Consider the following 16,937-nt stretch of genomic DNA (forward strand, 5'->3'; position numbering starts at 1 on the left):
CACCGTTCCGGGGTTGGTCTTTAGGACAAATCTCAAAAAATCTAGAGAAAACAGCTATTTATGATGTAAGACTTTCGCCATTTCTTCGCAAATAGCCCCGTCCGTCACATCCCTGTCACCTCCCTGACTTAATGTCCCCAGCACTTACCTCCTCCCTCTATATAGAAGGCCAGTGCCGCCATGCCCCGCGCTTCCACCGTCAGTGAACGAGATATCTGGTGCCGGACCATCAGCCTGTTTCTGATCGGTTTCGTTTGCTACGCCCTGCCCTGGTCGGTATTCGCCGCCCTGCCCCCAGCCCCGGACAATGCGCCCGTCCTGCGCATCCAAGGCTCCAATACCATCGGCGCCCGGCTGGGCCCGGCCCTGGTCAAGGGCCTGATGGAAGAACAGGGCCTGCGCGATATCAGGATCACCGCCAGTGGCAAAGACAATGAACAACAGGTGGTGGGGCAAACCGCCCAGGGCCGAGCGGTGCGGGTGGAAGTGGCCGCCCACGGTTCGAGTACCGGCTTTGCCGCTCTGAAAACCGCTCGGGCCGACCTGGCCGCCGCTTCACGGCCGATCAAGGACAGCGAGCTGGTGGACCTTGAAAGCCTGGGAGACCTGAAAAGCCCCAGCGCCGAACAGGTGATCGCCATCGACGGGCTGGCAATCATCCTGCATCCGCACAACCCGCTGAACCAACTGAACACCGAGCAACTGGCCCGGCTGTTCAGCGGCGAAGCCAAGACCTGGGAAGAACTGGGTGGCATTGGCGGCGCGGTACATCTCTATGCCCGGGATGACCAGTCCGGCACCTACGACACCTTCAAGGAACTGGTACTCAGCCGTCGCGGCAAGGCCCTGAGCCCCGGCGCAAAACGTTTTGAATCCAGCGAGCAGTTGTCCGACGCAGTCAGCCATGACCCCCAGGGCATAGGTTTCATCGGTCTGCCCTATGTGCGCCAGGCCAAGGCGGTGGCCATTATCGACGGCGACTCACAGCCGATGCTGCCGCTCAACAGCCTGATCGCCACCGAGGATTACCCGCTGTCACGGCGCCTGTACCTGTACCTGCCGCCCAATGGGCAGAACCCCTGGGCCGATGCCCTGGTGAGCTTTGCCCAGGGCAGCAAGGGCCAGGCCATCGTCGCCGCCAACGGCTTTATCGCCCAGACCGTGCAGGCCATGCGCGTCGCTCCCGGCCCGCAGATGCCGGAGGCTTATCAGGCGCTCACCCGCCAGGCACAGCGCCTGACGGTCAACTTTCGTTTTGAGGAAGGCAGCGCCAGCCTGGACAACAAGGCCCGCCAGGACCTCAATCGGGTACTGGATTACCTGCGCCAGCACGGCAAGATGAACCGCCAGGTGACCCTGGCCGGCTTCGGTGACGCCAAGAACGATCCGGCCCGCGCGGCCCTGCTGTCCAAACTGCGGGCCATGGCTGTGCGTCGGGAACTGGTGAAGAGCGGCGTGGTGTTTCGCGAGATTCGCGGCTTTGGCGCCGAGCTGCCGGTAGCGGCCAACAGTGCCGACGAAGGACGGATCAAGAACCGCCGCGTGGAGGTCTGGGTGTACTGAACTCACAGCGACCGGCCTTTCGACAGGCCGGACGCATCGCCCTCAATGCCCGCTGCGCATCAGCTCTTTGGGTACATACTTGCCGATTTCATACTTGCCGATCGCCGCGCGGTGCACCTCATCCGGGCCGTCGGCCAGGCGCAAGGTGCGCTGCATCGCATACATGTAGGCCAGCGGGAAGTCGTTGGAGACCCCGGCCCCGCCGTGGATCTGGATCGCCCGGTCGATCACCCGCAGGGCCACGTTCGGCGCCACGACCTTGATCTGGGCAATCTCGCTCTTGGCCACCTTGTTGCCCACGGTGTCCATCATGTACGCGGCCTTCAGCGTCAGCAGCCGGGCCATGTCGATCTCCATTCGCGAGTCGGCGATCTTGTCGATGTTGCCTCCCAGGCGCGCCAGCGGCTTGCCAAAGGCAGTACGGTTCACCGAACGCTTGCACATCAGTTCCAGCGCCCGCTCCGCCATGCCGATGGAACGCATGCAGTGGTGGATCCGGCCCGGGCCAAGGCGGCCCTGGGCAATCTCGAAACCACGGCCCTCACCCAGCAGCACGTTCTCGTAAGGCACCCGGACATTGTCGAACAGCACTTCGGCGTGGCCATGGGGCGCGTCGTCGTAGCCGAACACCGGCAACGGGCGAACAATCTTCACCCCGGGGGTATCCACCGGCACCAGGATCATCGAGTGCTGTTGATGGCGCGGCGCATCCGGGTTGCTCAGGCCCATGAACACCAGGATCTTGCAGCGTGGGTCGCAGGCGCCCGAGGTCCACCATTTCTTGCCGTTGATCAGCCACTGGTCGCCGTCGCGTACCGCACGGGCCGCCATGTTGGTGGCATCGGAGGACGCCACGTCCGGCTCGGTCATGGCGAACGCGGAACGGATCTCGCCGCGCAGCAATGGCTCCAGCCAGCGCTGTTTCTGCTCTTCGTTGGCGTAGCGCACCAGCACTTCCATGTTGCCGGTATCCGGTGCCGAGCAGTTGAAGGGTTCCGGGCCCAACAACGACCGCCCCATGATTTCCGCCAGCGGCGCGTACTCAAGGTTGGTCAGGCCTGCCCCCAACTCCGACTCAGGCAGAAACAAATTCCATAGCCCGGCCTCCTTGGCCTTGAGTTTCAGCTCTTCCATGATGGCGGTCGGCTGCCAGCGATCGCCTTCGGCAACCTGACGCTCGAAGACCGCTTCAGCCGGATAAACATAGGCATCCATGAACGCGGTGACACGCTCACGCAGTTCCTGAACCTTGGGGGAATAGGCGAATTCCATGGGCAGCTCTACCTTTGTGACGATCGGGTGTTGGAGGACTGAAATCGATGCTAGATCAGCTACGAAAATTTACCTAGCCTATTCTCGGCGTGTATTAACATTCATCACCGATATATGATCGGCTGATCCGACAGGCTTCCGAGCCCTCCCACAGGCCCTAACAATAAGAGTGCAGCGCAATGAATCTGAGCAAGGTCGATCTCAACCTCTTCATCGTTTTCGATGCGATCTACACCGAAGCCAACCTGACCCGCGCAGGGCAGATCGTCGGCATCACCCAACCGGCGGTATCCAACGCCCTGGCACGCCTGCGCGAGACCTTCAACGACCCGCTCTTCGTGCGTTCCGCCCAGGGCATGGTGCCCACGCCCATGGCGCAGAACATCATCGGGCCGGTGCGCAATGCCCTGTCGCTGCTGCGGGTTTCGGTCCAGGAAAGTCGCATTTTCAACCCCCTGCAAGCGGTCAAGACCTACCGCATCAGCATGACCGACCTCACTGAAGCGGTGATCCTGCCACCGCTGTTCCAGCGCCTGCGGCGCCTGGCGCCGGCGGTGATCATCGAAAGCTTTCTCTCCAAGCGCCGGGAAACCACCAAGGAGCTGGCAGCCGGGCGCCTGGACTTTGCCGTTGACGCACCGCTCAATACCGACCCCCAGGTGCGTCACGTCAAGCTGATGGAAGACCGCTATGTGTGCGCCATGCGCAAGGGCCACCCGCTGGCGGGCAAGGAAAAATTCAGCCTGGACGATTACCTGTCCCTGACCCACATCCATATCTCCAGCCGCCGCAGCGGCCTCGGACATGTCGACCTGGCCCTGGGCAAGATGGGTATCCAGCGCAAGATCGCCCTGCGCTCCCAGCACTACCTGATGGCTTCCCAGGTGCTGCAGCAGACCGACATGGTGATGACCGTACCGGAGCGCTTTGCCCGTCGCCATGAACTGCATGCGTTCAACCTGCCGGTCAATGATGTCCCGCCGGTGGAAACCCACCTGTACTGGCACGAGAGCACCGACCAGGACCCGGCCAACCGCTGGATGCGCGAGCAGATGATCGAGCTCTGCCAGCAGGTCACGGCCTACGAAAAGAAGCTCGACCAGCAGACCGCCTGAGCCCTTTCGCCGGCAAGCCCTCACTGCAGGAGCCGGCTTGCCGGCGAACGGGATCGGCTCGGACTGCTTGACGTATACGTCAACCTGCCTTTAGCTTAGCGCCAAGCCCCCTCTTGAGCGCCTCCATGAGCAGCCAGACCTACAGCATTTCCGACCTCGCCCGCGAGCTCGACATCACCACCCGGGCCATCCGCTTCTATGAAGAGCAGGGCCTGCTGGCTCCCGAACGCCGTGGCCAGGAGCGCATCTATTCGCCCCGGGACAAGGTCAGCCTGAAACTTATCCTGCGGGGCAAGCGCATCGGCTTTTCCCTGGCCGAGTGCCGCGAACTGATCGAGCTCTACGACCCGAGCAGCGGCAACCTGAAGCAGCTGCACAGCATGCTGGCGAAAATCGCCGAGCGTCGCGAACAGCTCGAACAGCAATTGCTCGACATCGAACAGATGAAGCTGGAACTGGACACCGCCGAAGAGCGCTGCACCCAGGCGCTGGAGCAGACCATCCTGAACCAGAAAAGCACCGCCCGATAATCATCGGCACACCTGCGCCCGGGCGCCGGTATCCGCCACTCCCTATAAGAAGGTGAACCTGAATGTCACTCCCCAGCCATGTACGCCTGATCGAAGTCGGCCCCCGCGACGGCCTGCAGAACGAAGCCCAGCCCATCAGCGTCGAAGACAAGGTGCAATTGGTCGATGCCCTCACCGCCGCCGGCCTGGGCTACATAGAAGTCGGTAGTTTCGTGTCACCCAAATGGGTGCCGCAGATGGCCGGTTCAGCCGAGGTCTTCGCCCGTATCCAGCGCAAGCCCGGGGTTGTCTATGGCGCACTGGCGCCCAACCTGCGGGGTTTCGAAGATGCCCTGGCGGCGGGGGTCAAGGAAGTGGCGGTGTTCGCCGCGGCCTCGCAAGCCTTCTCCCAGCGCAACATCAACTGCTCCATCAGCGAAAGCCTGGAGCGTTTCGTGCCGATCATGGACGCCGCCAAGCAGCACGGCATCAGCGTACGCGGTTACGTGTCGTGCGTGCTGGGCTGCCCTTATGAAGGTGAAGTGGCCCCGGAACAGGTGGCCATGGTCGCCCGCGAGCTGCATGACATGGGCTGCTACGAGGTCTCTCTGGGCGACACCATTGGTACCGGCACCGCCGGTGCCACCCGGCGCATGTTCGAGGTGGTGGGCGCTCAGGTACCACGGGAAAAACTCGCCGGGCACTTCCACGACACCTACGGCCAGGCCCTGGCCAATGTCTACGCCAGCCTGCTGGAAGGCATCGCGGTGTTCGACAGCTCCATCGCCGGCCTCGGCGGCTGCCCCTATGCCAAGGGCGCCAGCGGAAACGTCGCCACCGAAGACGTGCTCTACCTGCTCAATGGCCTGGGCATCCATACCGGTATCGACATGGACCGCCTGATCGACGCCGGCCGGCAAATCTGTAACGTGCTGGGGCGCCCCACTGGCTCCCGCGTGGCCAAGGCGCGTAACCCCAGCTGAGGCATTGTGCGGCCGGGTGTTACCGGCCACTCCGATCTGGGGCCGGAACGAGTAACACGGAAACAGTTTGTCGAATTTGTTGCGGTACAGATTGTCCTACAAAATTGTCAAACCATTGATTTTAAAGGACTTTAAAAAGTTGGCACGGCTTCTGCTATCTCTATGGCATAACAAGAATAAAAAGCAGCAAACCTAATAAAAATAAGACGTAACGACTCTGAGATAACAAAAACAACACGGCAGAGACGCAGCTAACAGATTTTTTTGGAGAGGATGCACTGTGCAGGAGGGCTTGCAAGAGCCACCCGCAACCGGTCAGAGAACAATAAAACTACCCTGAGGTAGCTCCCAAACTGGTTGGATCGCCCTGGCGACACATTGAATCAGCGCTCAAAAAAATACGTTTGCTCTTGATCCCGGATGGGGATCGCCAAAAACAGCAGTAAAGGGCAACGGTTGCCAAAAACAACAATAGACCGCCCCTCAATAATAAAAAAAGAGCACGCAACGACAAAATTAAAGGGGAGCTTCGGCTCCCCTTTGTGCTTTCTGCGATCCCTCTTTGCTGCCCATAAAGCGTGCACCGGCGCCGATGCACGCTCCATCCGGGTTCACCCCTTGTTCATGCGCTCACGCAGCTCCTCGATGCTGATTTCGCGCATGCGGAACTTCTGGATCTTACCGGTCACGGTCATGGGAAACTCTTCAACGAACTTGAAGTAACGCGGCGTCTTGAAGTGCGCGATACGCTCCTTGCACCAGGTCTGCAGCTCCAGCTCATTGGCCGAATGGCCGGGGTGGAACTTGATCCAGGCGACGATCTCCTCGCCGTACCTGTCGCAGGGGATGCCGATTACCTGCACATCGGCCACCGCAGGATGGGTGAAGAAGAACTCTTCCAGCTCTCGCGGATAAATGTTCTCGCCACCGCGAATGATCATGTCCTTGTTGCGCCCGGCAATGCACACATAACCCTGCTGGTTCATGGTGGCCAGGTCACCGGTGTGCATCCAGCCGGCCTGATCGATGGACTCGCGGGTGCCCTCAGGGTTGTTCCAGTAACCGAGCATGACGCTGTAGCCCCGGGTGCACAGCTCACCGATGGTGCCGCGGGGCACCACATTGCCGGCCTCGTCGATGATCTTGCTCTCCAGGTGCGGCTGGGTCCGGCCCACGGTGGTCACCCGCAGTTCCAGGTCGTCGTCCGGCCCGGTCTGCAGCGACACCGGGCTGGTTTCGGTCATGCCGTAGGCGATCTGCACTTCGTTCATGTGCATTTCGCTGATCACCCGGCGCATCACCTCGATCGGGCAGGTGGCCCCGGCCATGATCCCGGTCCGCAGGCTCGACAGGTCGAACTCGCTGCGTCGGGGCTGATCGAGCACAGCGATAAACATCGTGGGTACGCCGTACAGGCCGGTGGCGCGCTCTTCGGCCACCGCGGTCAAGGTCAGCAGCGGGTCAAAGGCGTCATTGGGATAGATCATGGTGGTGCCGTGGGTGATGCACCCCAGGTTGCCCATGACCATGCCGAAGCAGTGGTACAGCGGCACCGGGATCACCAGCCGGTCGGCAGCAGTCAGGCCCAGGCTCTCCCCCACCATGTAACCGTTGTTGAGGATGTTGTAGTGGCTCAGGGTCGCGCCCTTGGGGAAACCGGTGGTGCCGGAGGTGTACTGGATATTCACCGGCTGGTCGAAATCCAGGCTGTCCTGGCGCGCCTGCAACTGCTCGGCCGTGGCCCCCGCCCCCAGCGCCGATAGCTGCGACCAGGGCAGGAAACCCGACGGCGGCTGCGCATCCAGGCTGATCACCCCGCGCAGCTCGGGTAACCGCTCGCTGTGCAATTGGCCGATGGACTGTTGCGCCAGCTCGGGCACCAGGCCCTGGAGCATGCCGTGGTAATCGGACGTCTTGAAGGCTCCGGCGCAGATCAGCCACTGGCAGCCGGACTGCCTGAGCACATACTCCAGCTCGGAACTGCGGTAGGCCGGATTGATGTTCACCAGAATCGCGCCGATCTTGGCGCTGGCGAACTGGGCGATGCACCACTGGGCGCAGTTGGGGGCCCAGATCCCCAGGCGATCGCCGGTCTTGAGCCCCAGGGCCAGCAGCGCCCGGGCATGCAGGTCGACCGCTTCGCGCAGTTGCTGCCAGGTGTAGCGCAGCTGCTGGTGGCGCACTACCAGAGCCTCGCCCTGGGGATAGGCGGCGACGGTGTTATCGAAAGCCTGGCCGATGGTCAACGCCAGCAGCGGCTGGTCTTGCGTACCACGGGTGTAACTGCGATCCGGCTGGAAACCCGAGTGTTCCATGACGACCCCTATTGTCTTTATTAGTGGGTGTGCAGGAGCCAGGCGAAAGGTGCAAAACAGCCTGGCTCCAATCGAAAGCCTCGCTACTCTGGCGCAAGTTGACGTTTACGTAAAGGGCGATTGACAGCCACCGGTCGCAGGTTTACGTTAACGTAAAGGTGAGAGCCAGGCTGCGCCGCTCTCGACATCCTGTTCCCTCAATAAAAACAAGTTTGAAGGTGCCCCGCCATGAGTTACCCGACCCTGAACTTCGCCCTCGGTGAAACCATCGACATGCTGCGCCAACAGGTCCAGGCCTTCGTCAAGGCGGAGCTGGCACCCCGGGCAGCGCAGATCGATGTCGACAACCTGTTCCCCGCCGACATGTGGCGCAAATTCGGCGACATGGGCCTCTTGGGCATCACCGTAGCGGAAGAATACGGTGGCGCCGGCCTGGGTTACCTGGCGCATGTGGTGGCCATGGAGGAGATCAGCCGCGGCTCGGCCTCGGTGGCGCTGTCCTACGGCGCGCACTCCAACCTCTGCGTGAACCAGATCAACCGCAACGGCAACCACGAACAGAAGAGCAAATACCTGCCCAAGCTGATCAGCGGCGAACACATCGGCGCCCTGGCCATGAGCGAACCCAATGCCGGCTCCGACGTGGTGTCGATGAAGCTGCGGGCCGACAAACGCGGCGACCATTTCGTGCTCAACGGCAGCAAGACCTGGATCACCAACGGCCCCGACGCCAACACCTATGTGATCTACGCCAAGACCGACCTGGAGAAAGGCCCCCACGGCATCACCGCCTTCATCGTCGAGCGCGACTGGAAAGGCTTCAGCCGCAGCAACAAGTTCGACAAGCTGGGCATGCGCGGCTCCAACACCTGCGAGCTGTTCTTCGATGACGTGGAAGTGCCGGAGGAAAACATCCTCGGCGTGCTCAATGGTGGCGTCAAAGTGCTGATGAGCGGCCTCGACTACGAGCGCGTGGTGCTCTCCGGCGGCCCCACCGGGATCATGCAGGCCTGCATGGACCTCGTGGTGCCCTACATCCACGACCGCAAGCAGTTCGGCCAGAGCATCGGCGAATTCCAGCTGATCCAGGGCAAGATCGCCGACATGTACACCCAGCTCAACGCCAGCCGCGCCTACCTGTATGCGGTGGCCCAAGCCTGCGAGCGCGGCGAAACCACCCGCAAGGATGCCGCCGGAGTGATCCTCTACAGCGCCGAGCGCGCGACCCAGATGGCCCTCGACGCAATCCAGATCCTCGGCGGCAACGGCTACATCAATGAATTCCCCGCCGGCCGCCTGCTGCGCGACGCCAAGCTCTACGAGATCGGCGCCGGCACCAGCGAGATCCGCCGCATGCTGATCGGTCGCGAACTGTTCAACGAAACCCGCTAACGGAGCTGTCCATGGCTATCTTGCATACCCAGCTCAACCCGCGCTCGGCGGAGTTCGTGGCCAACAGCGAGGCGATGCTGGCCCAGGTCGACGCCTTGCACAGCCTGCTCGCCCAGGTCCAGCAAGGCGGCGGCGCCAAGGCCCAGGAGCGCCACACTTCGCGGGGCAAGCTGCTGCCCCGCGAGCGCATCAACCGCCTGCTCGACCCCGGCTCGCCGTTCCTGGAAATCAGCGCCCTGGCCGCCTATGAGGTCTACGGCGAAGACGTACCCGCCGCAGGCGTGATTGCCGGTATCGGCCGGGTGGAAGGCGTCGAATGCATGATCGTGGCCAACGACGCCACGGTGAAAGGCGGTTCCTATTACCCGCTGACGGTGAAAAAGCACCTGCGGGCGCAGACCATCGCCCAGCAGAACCGCCTGCCGTGCATCTACCTGGTGGACTCCGGCGGCGCCAACCTGCCGCGCCAGGATGAAGTGTTCCCGGACCGCGAGCACTTCGGGCGGATCTTCTTCAACCAGGCCAACATGAGCGCCCAGGGCATCCCGCAGATCGCCGTGGTGATGGGCTCCTGCACCGCCGGGGGTGCCTATGTTCCGGCCATGGCCGACGAAGCCATCATGGTCCGTGAACAAGCCACTATCTTTCTCGCCGGCCCACCCCTGGTGAAAGCCGCTACCGGCGAAGTGGTAAGTGCCGAGGACCTGGGCGGCGCCGATGTGCATTGCAAGATTTCCGGGGTCGCCGACCACTATGCCGAGAGCGACGAACACGCCCTGGCCCTGGCCCGGCGCAGCGTGGCCAACCTCAACTGGCATAAACAGGGCCAATTGCAACAACGCACGCCGATCGCTCCGCTGTATGCCCGCGACGAACTCTATGGCGTGGTCCCGGCCGATCCCAAGCAGCCGTTCGATGTACGTGAAGTCATCGCCCGGCTGGTGGACGGTTCGGTATTCGATGAGTTCAAGGCCCTGTTCGGCACCACCCTGGTCTGCGGCTTCGCCCACCTGCACGGCTACCCGGTGGCCATCCTCGCCAACAACGGCATCCTCTTCGCCGAAGCCGCGCAAAAAGGCGCGCACTTCATCGAACTGGCCTGCCAGCGCGGGATTCCGCTGCTGTTCCTGCAGAACATCACCGGTTTCATGGTGGGGCAGAAATATGAGGCTGGCGGCATCGCCAAGCACGGCGCCAAGCTGGTGACCGCAGTGGCCTGCGCCCAGGTACCGAAGTTCACGGTGATCATCGGCGGCAGTTTCGGTGCCGGCAACTACGGCATGTGCGGCCGGGCCTATGACCCGCGCTTCCTGTGGATGTGGCCCAACGCGCGCATCGGCGTGATGGGGGCCGAGCAGGCCGCCGGAGTACTGGTGCAGGTCAAGCGCGAACAGGCCGAGCGCGGCGGGCAAAGCTTCGACGCCGCCCAGGAAGCCCAGATCAAGCAGCCGATCCTCGACCAGTACGAGCATCAGGGGCACCCCTACTACTCCAGCGCACGGCTCTGGGATGACGGCGTCATCGACCCGGCGCAAACCCGTGACGTACTGGCCCTGGCCCTGTCTGCGGCCCTCAACGCCCCCATCGAACAGAGCCGCTTCGGCGTGTTCCGCATGTAATCCTGCGCGAGAAGAACATGAGCGACTTCAATACCCTGGAACTGCTGCGTGACCCTCGAGGCTTCGCCACCCTGTGGCTCAGCCGCGAAGACAAGAACAACGCCTTCAACGCCGAAATGATCCGTGAACTGATCCTCGCCCTGGATCAGGTGCAGGGCGACCCGAGCCTGCGCTTCCTGCTGCTGCGCGGGCGCGGCCGGCATTTCAGCGCCGGCGCCGACCTGGCCTGGATGCAGCAATCGGCCGAGCTCGACTACCACACCAACCTCGACGACGCCCGGGAACTGGCGGAGCTGATGTACAACCTGGCCAAGCTGAAGATCCCGACCCTGGCGGTGGTGCAAGGCGCGGCCTTTGGCGGGGCCCTGGGCCTGATCAGTTGCTGCGACATGGCCATTGGCAGTGACGAGGCGCAATTCTGCCTCTCCGAAGTGCGCATCGGCCTGGCACCAGCGGTCATCAGCCCGTTCGTGGTCCAGGCCATCGGCGAACGCGCTGCCCGCCGCTATGCCCTCACCGCCGAACGCTTTGGCGGCCAGCGGGCGCGGGAAATCGGTCTCCTGGCAGAAAGCTATCCCGCCGCAGAGCTGGATCAACAGGTCCAGCAGTGGGTCGACAATCTGCTGCTCAACAGTCCCCAGGCGATGCGCGCCAGCAAGGACCTGCTGCGGGAAGTGGGCAACGGCGCGTTGACCACCGCCCTGCGTCGCTATTGCGAAAACGCCATCGCCCGCATCCGGGTCAGCGCCGAAGGCCAGGAAGGCCTGCGGGCATTCCTGGAAAAACGCCCGCCCAGCTGGCAGTCCGAGACCACGTCCAAGGAGTCCCGTTGATGAGCGCCCCTGTTCTAGACACCCTGCTGGTGGCCAACCGCGGCGAGATCGCCTGCCGGGTGATGCGCACCGCCAAGGCCCTGGGCCTGACCACCGTGGCCGTGCACAGCGCTACCGACCGCGACGCCCGGCACAGCCGTGAAGCGGATATCCGCGTGGACCTGGGCGGCAGCAAGGCTGCCGACAGCTACCTGCAGATCGACAAGCTGATTGCCGCCGCCCGGGCCAGCGGCGCCCAGGCCATCCATCCCGGGTATGGGTTTCTCTCGGAGAACGCCGGTTTTGCCCGAGCCATCGAAGCCGCCGGGCTGATTTTCCTCGGCCCGCCTGCCGCGGCCATCGACGCCATGGGCAGCAAGTCGGCAGCCAAGGCGCTGATGGAAACCGCCGGGGTGCCCCTGGTTCCGGGTTACCACGGTGAAGCCCAGGACCTGGAAACCTTCCGCAATGCCGCCGAACGCATCGGCTACCCGGTGCTGCTCAAGGCCACCGCGGGCGGTGGCGGCAAGGGCATGAAAGTCGTCGAGGACGTCAGCCAACTGTCCGAAGCCCTGGCCTCGGCCCAGCGCGAAGCCCAGTCGTCCTTCGGCGATTCGCGGATGCTGGTGGAAAAGTACCTACTCAAGCCACGGCACGTGGAGATCCAGGTGTTTGCCGACCAGCACGGCAACTGCCTGTACCTCAACGAACGCGACTGTTCGATCCAGCGCCGCCACCAGAAAGTGGTCGAGGAAGCTCCGGCCCCGGGCCTCAGCCCCGAACTGCGCAAGGCCATGGGCCAAGCCGCGGTGCGCGCGGCCCAGGCCATTGGCTATGTGGGCGCCGGCACCGTGGAGTTTCTCCTGGATGCCCGTGGCGAGTTCTTCTTCATGGAGATGAACACCCGATTGCAGGTGGAACACCCGGTCACCGAGGCCATCACTGGCCTGGACCTGGTGGCCTGGCAGATCCGCGTGGCCCGCGGCGAAACCCTGCCCATCAGCCAGGAGCAGGTGCCACTGCGCGGGCATGCGATCGAAGTACGGCTGTATGCCGAAGACCCGGCCAACGACTTTCTTCCGGCCACCGGGCGCCTGGAGCTGTACCGCGAATCGGTTGCAGGCCCCGGTCGGCGGGTGGACAGCGGTGTCGAGGAAGGCGACAGCGTTTCGCCCTTCTACGACCCGATGCTGGGCAAGCTCATTGCCTGGGGCGAAGACCGCGAGCAGGCGCGCCTGCGGTTGCTGAGCATGCTCGACGAGTTCGTCATCGGTGGCCTGAAGACCAACCTGGCGTTTCTGCGGCGCATCATTGCCCACCCGGCCTTTGCCGAAGCGCAGCTGGATACCGGCTTTATCCCTCGCTATCAGGAGCAGTTGCTGCCAGCCGCAGGCGAGCTGAGTGCAGACTTCTGGCAAGCGGCCGCCCACGCCTTCAGCCAGAGCCAGCCGCCACGCACACGAAGCGATGATCCCGACTCGCCATGGTCCGCCATCAACGGCTGGCGCAACGGCCTGCCAGCGCAAACCAGCCTGCACCTGAGCTGCGCCGGCCAGGATCAGGCCATCAGCCTTGGCGCTCGCACTGCGGCCTTTGAGCTGCAGGGCGAGCACCTATGGACAGAGCAACAGGGACTGCGCCGCGAGCACCGGGCCATCCGTCGCGGCGACACCCTGTACCTGAACTGGCAGGGCGAAACACATGCCGTCAGCGCCTATGACCCGATTGCCGCGGCCGAAGCCAGCCATAGCCAGCAAGGCGGGCTGACTGCGCCGATGAATGGCAGCATCGTTCGGATATTGGTCAGCCCGGGGCAAAGCGTCGAGGCCGGTGCACAACTGGTAGTGCTGGAAGCCATGAAGATGGAACACAGCATTCGTGCCCCCCAGGCCGGGGTCATCAAGGCGCTGTATTGCCAGGAAGGCGAAATGGTCAGCGAAGGCAGTGCATTGGTGGAGTTGGAATAACTCCCAAGTAAGAAAGCCCCTTCCTGTTTGCAGGAAGGGGCTTCTAGGGAAAGTTAAAACTTCGCAGTAGCTTGTACGACTACACCAATAATCCGGCACTTGTCGCTGTAGAGCATCTTCGGATAAGTAGGATTGAGCGGAACCAGGTAACGCAAACCACCCTCTTGCACCAACTTGCGGAAGATCGCCTCGTCACTACCAGGACACTGTACAACCACCAACTTCCCGGGTTCGGCGCCAATCGCCGGGTCCACCAGGATCAGCATGTCCTGGCTGATGCTCAGACCGCTGGGAGCGATCATCGCGTCGCCGACCACCACCAGCCAGAATGCCGCGCCCCGGGCCTGATAGTCGGAAAGCTCGTAGCGCTCCGGCACGTAAGCAGGCTGCCCGTCTTCGCGAACCTCGCCGGCCACCCGCCAATCGCTCACCGGGTAACGGAAGTACGGGTTGTACTTGTTGAGCAGCGCAGGCCCGTCTGCCAGGGGCTCGCCATCGTCTCCTAGCAAGGGTTTCTCGCGGACCACCAGGGCCACTTCGAGAAAGCCCATGCCGATCTCTTCCAGCACCCGGTTCATGTCTTCGATCTTCGGTTGGCGGCGCTTGCTCAACCAGTGACCGATACCCCCTTGAGACATGCCCAGGCGCTCGGCGAGCTTTTCCTGTGTGACCTTGCGGCCTTTCATGTTGGCTTTGACCAACTCGATCCATTTGTCCATGGGCCGAACAATACGTTGTGTATTTCCAGCCTCAACACACAACTTGTAGTATTTGAAATCCCGTCACAATTACAATGTGTATTAACATCGACCTACCCCTATTTCCTTTCTCAGACAGGGCAGAACACTTCATGAACACAAGCAGCAAGGACGTGCCGGAACTCGATACAGAGACCACATTAAGCTCACTCAAGGACAGCCAGGCTGCCCGACGCGCAATGGACTATTACTTGAAGCCGGCCATTACCGAGTCAGACAAGGAAGAGAAGTTCTTCGAAATCAGGCGCAGCCTGAGCAGCGAGGAAGCCATGATCCACGCTTCCGACCTGCTGCGCTGTGCAGCGGCCACCGCCTACGATGCAGCGGACAATCTGCGGGGAGCCAATCGCGACCTGGCGTTTTCAGTGGTGCACATGATCGATCTGGCCAAGGCCCTGGTGGACAAATCACTGGAAAGCCAGCGCGTTGAATCGAACTGAAGCCCTGCGTACGGCTGGACGTGAAGCCAGCGACGGGAAAAAATGGAAGTGGAAAAATATTTTCCGGAAGGCGGGGAAAAACATTTGACTTGCAAATGATAATGATTATTATTGCAAGCAACTGGTCGCGAGATCAGTCGATAGCCCAAAGGACCTTAGGTCGGACCTTTGGATTATCTCCTCATCAGGCTAATCACGGTTTTTGACCCGGCTTTTTGCCGGGTCTTTTTTTTTGCCAGTTTTTCTGGCTTGGCTTCAGGCTAATGAAGACTGTAGGTGTCGCAAAAAATAATGGCGGCGATGATAGCAAAAGAATGTCCTTTTGCAAGCAAACGCCCGTCGTAAAAGCCTCGCAAATCAAAAAGTAGCGCTTGAGAATCAATCGCATAGCCACTAAGCTTCGTCTGCGTCAAGGACGACGCCCCCCTTCTTTTACCCCCCCTTCTGTGTAGAGTAGCGCTCATAACAATCCTGATAAGGAATCGATTATGACCGTGGGCAATCACACTTCTTTTGATATTTGCGCTGATTTCGACAGTGGCAACATCGACGTACTGGATATCAGCAACCCGTTGCAGGCACTGCTGGCCATCCGCCCGGATACCCGCAGCCCGCACTTCCAGTGGTTTCATTTCAAGGTCAGCGGCCTGCATGTCGGCCAGGAACACTGGTTTCGCCTGACCAACGCCAGCCAGTCCTCCTACAACAAAGCCTGGACCGGCTACCAGGCAGTGGCCTCCTACGACCATGTGAACTGGTTTCGCGTACCGACGATCTTCGAAGGCGACGCCTTGCGCTTCAACCTGGAAGCCACCCAGACCCATGCCTGGTTCGCCTACTTCGAACCCTACAGCCGTGGCCGCCACGACTGGCTGATCGACCAGGCCCTGACCAAGGCCGGCACCGAGTTGCTGGCCGTGGGTAAAAGCGTCGAAGGCCGGGACATCCAGTTGCTGCGCAAAGGCAGCGGCGCGCAAGGCCAACGCAAGATCTGGATCATCGCCCAGCAGCATCCCGGTGAGCACATGGCCGAATGGTTCATGGAGGGCGTGATCGAGCGCCTGTTCCGTCACGATGATGCGGAGCTCAACGCGCTACTGGCCAAGGCCGACCTGTACCTGGTGCCGAACATGAACCCCGACGGCGCATTCCACGGCCACTTGCGCACCAACGCCCAGGGCCAGGACCTGAACCGTGCCTGGCAGACCGCCAGCCAGGAACTCAGCCCGGAAGTGCTGTTCGTCCAGCAGCAGATGGAACAATACGGCGTCGACCTGTTTCTCGATGTGCACGGCGATGAAGAGATTCCCCACGTGTTCACCGCCGGCTGCGAAGGCAACCCGGGCTATACCCCGCGACTGGAGAAGCTCGAGGAGCATTTCCGCAGCCACCTGAAACGCCAGACCCGGGACTTCCAGACCACCCACGGCTACACCCGGGACAAACCCGGCCAGGCCAACATGGCCCTGGCCTGCAATGCCGTCGGGGAAAAGTACGACTGCCTGGCCCTGACCCTGGAAATGCCCTTCAAGGACCACGATGACAACCCCAACCCGCTCACCGGCTGGTCGGGCAAACGCTCCATGCAACTGGGCAAGGATGTGTTGAGCACCCTGGCCGACCTGGTGGATCACCTGCGCTGAACCCGACTCAGGGCTGCGCCCCCCGTTGCGCAGCCCTCAGTCACCCTCCCCGACCGGCACCCGCCGGCAATCCTCCGGCCCCAGCAAGCGCCCGTCCGCCGAGCGCAGTTCCAGCGCGCGCAACGGCTGCCCGGTCTGCCGGTCGACCATCCGTGAATGCGCTTCCCCTTCCTGGTAGAAAAACGCTTCGCCCCATTGGCGCAAGCCGATGATCAGGGGAAACAGCCCCCTGCCCTTTTCCGTCAGCACGTACTCCTGGTAGGCACTGCCATCGGACGCCGGGACAACCTCGAACACCCCATGTTCCACCAGGGTCCGCAGGCGTGTGGCCAGGATGTTCTTGGCCATGCCGAGGTTGCGCTGGAACTCGCCAAAACGGCGGATTCCGTCAAAGGCATCCCGCACGATCAGCAGCGACCACCAGTCGCCAATGGCGTCCAGTGAGCGGGCAACCGGGCACTCGGCATCTTGCAGGCTGGTGCGCTTGACCATGTAGGGCATTCTCCGATCAGGCCAAAGGAAAGTGGTTGCAATATAAAACCACGATCT

Annotated in this window: 15 protein-coding genes; 10 read left to right on the top strand and 5 right to left on the bottom strand. The window is 62.1% G+C overall.

Features of this window, described 5'->3' with window-relative positions:
- Positions 1-180 precede the first annotated feature (180 nt).
- Positions 181-1,563 (top strand): substrate-binding domain-containing protein, encoded by a 1,383-nt coding sequence (locus tag A9971_RS05800; protein WP_015636312.1) that lies wholly within the window; start codon positions 181-183, stop codon positions 1,561-1,563.
- Positions 1,564-1,605: 42 nt separating this feature from the next.
- On the opposite strand, the gene A9971_RS05805 is transcribed toward A9971_RS05800, so the two are convergent.
- Positions 1,606-2,835 (bottom strand): acyl-CoA dehydrogenase, encoded by a 1,230-nt coding sequence (locus A9971_RS05805; RefSeq protein WP_015636313.1) that lies wholly within the window; start codon positions 2,833-2,835, stop codon positions 1,606-1,608.
- A gap of 179 nt (positions 2,836-3,014) precedes the next feature.
- Here A9971_RS05805 and A9971_RS05810 point away from each other — a divergent pair, with 179 nt between their 5' ends.
- From A9971_RS05810 to A9971_RS05820, 3 genes are all read left to right on the top strand, one after another.
- Complete coding sequence (locus A9971_RS05810; RefSeq protein ID WP_183001005.1) at positions 3,015-3,950, top strand: LysR family transcriptional regulator; 936 nt, start codon at positions 3,015-3,017, stop codon at positions 3,948-3,950.
- A gap of 125 nt (positions 3,951-4,075) precedes the next feature.
- Entirely contained in the window at positions 4,076-4,480 is a 405-nt protein-coding gene (locus A9971_RS05815; protein WP_011062220.1) for a MerR family DNA-binding transcriptional regulator, read from the top strand.
- A gap of 62 nt (positions 4,481-4,542) precedes the next feature.
- Complete coding sequence (locus A9971_RS05820; RefSeq protein WP_015636314.1) at positions 4,543-5,442, top strand: hydroxymethylglutaryl-CoA lyase; 900 nt, start codon at positions 4,543-4,545, stop codon at positions 5,440-5,442.
- A 383-nt stretch (positions 5,443-5,825) separates the two neighbouring features.
- Here the strand turns inward: A9971_RS05820 and A9971_RS05825 are convergent, their stop codons facing one another.
- On the bottom strand, positions 5,826-6,047 hold the full coding sequence (locus tag A9971_RS05825; protein ID WP_125062762.1) for a hypothetical protein: 222 nt from the start codon (positions 6,045-6,047) through the stop codon (positions 5,826-5,828).
- Between the two features lie 6 nt (positions 6,048-6,053).
- Positions 6,054-7,757, bottom strand: a complete 1,704-nt coding sequence (locus A9971_RS05830) for an AMP-binding protein (protein WP_183001006.1) — start codon at positions 7,755-7,757, stop codon at positions 6,054-6,056.
- Positions 7,758-7,985: 228 nt separating this feature from the next.
- Here A9971_RS05830 and A9971_RS05835 point away from each other — a divergent pair, with 228 nt between their 5' ends.
- From A9971_RS05835 to A9971_RS05850, 4 genes are read left to right on the top strand one after another with little or no spacing between them, the layout of a single operon-like run.
- Positions 7,986-9,149, top strand: a complete 1,164-nt coding sequence (locus A9971_RS05835; protein WP_015636316.1) for an isovaleryl-CoA dehydrogenase — start codon at positions 7,986-7,988, stop codon at positions 9,147-9,149.
- Positions 9,150-9,160: 11 nt separating this feature from the next.
- Positions 9,161-10,768, top strand: coding sequence for a carboxyl transferase domain-containing protein (locus A9971_RS05840; protein WP_015636317.1), 1,608 nt, complete (start codon positions 9,161-9,163; stop codon positions 10,766-10,768).
- Between the two features lie 17 nt (positions 10,769-10,785).
- Positions 10,786-11,601, top strand: a complete 816-nt coding sequence (locus tag A9971_RS05845; RefSeq protein WP_011062225.1) for a gamma-carboxygeranoyl-CoA hydratase — start codon at positions 10,786-10,788, stop codon at positions 11,599-11,601.
- Entirely contained in the window at positions 11,601-13,547 is a 1,947-nt protein-coding gene (locus A9971_RS05850) for an acetyl/propionyl/methylcrotonyl-CoA carboxylase subunit alpha (RefSeq protein WP_183001007.1), read from the top strand. Before A9971_RS05845 ends, A9971_RS05850 begins: the two co-directional genes overlap by 1 nt.
- A 53-nt stretch (positions 13,548-13,600) precedes the next feature.
- Here A9971_RS05850 and A9971_RS05855 read toward each other — a convergent pair whose 3' ends face one another.
- On the bottom strand, positions 13,601-14,266 hold the full coding sequence (locus A9971_RS05855; protein WP_011062227.1) for a LexA family transcriptional regulator: 666 nt from the start codon (positions 14,264-14,266) through the stop codon (positions 13,601-13,603).
- A gap of 131 nt (positions 14,267-14,397) precedes the next feature.
- Between A9971_RS05855 and A9971_RS05860 the strand changes: the two genes are divergently transcribed.
- A complete protein-coding gene (locus A9971_RS05860; RefSeq protein WP_015636319.1) occupies positions 14,398-14,745 on the top strand; it encodes a DUF6124 family protein in 348 nt (115 codons plus the stop codon).
- A gap of 488 nt (positions 14,746-15,233) precedes the next feature.
- Entirely contained in the window at positions 15,234-16,388 is a 1,155-nt protein-coding gene (locus tag A9971_RS05865) for a M14-type cytosolic carboxypeptidase (protein WP_077934503.1), read from the top strand.
- 36 nt (positions 16,389-16,424) lie between these two features.
- On the opposite strand, the gene A9971_RS05870 is transcribed toward A9971_RS05865, so the two are convergent.
- On the bottom strand, positions 16,425-16,880 hold the full coding sequence (locus A9971_RS05870) for a helix-turn-helix domain-containing protein (protein ID WP_011062230.1): 456 nt from the start codon (positions 16,878-16,880) through the stop codon (positions 16,425-16,427).
- Positions 16,881-16,937: the final 57 nt, after the last annotated feature.

This window comes from Pseudomonas sp. UME65 (assembly GCF_014170225.1).
GTDB lineage: Bacteria > Pseudomonadota > Gammaproteobacteria > Pseudomonadales > Pseudomonadaceae > Aquipseudomonas > Aquipseudomonas protegens.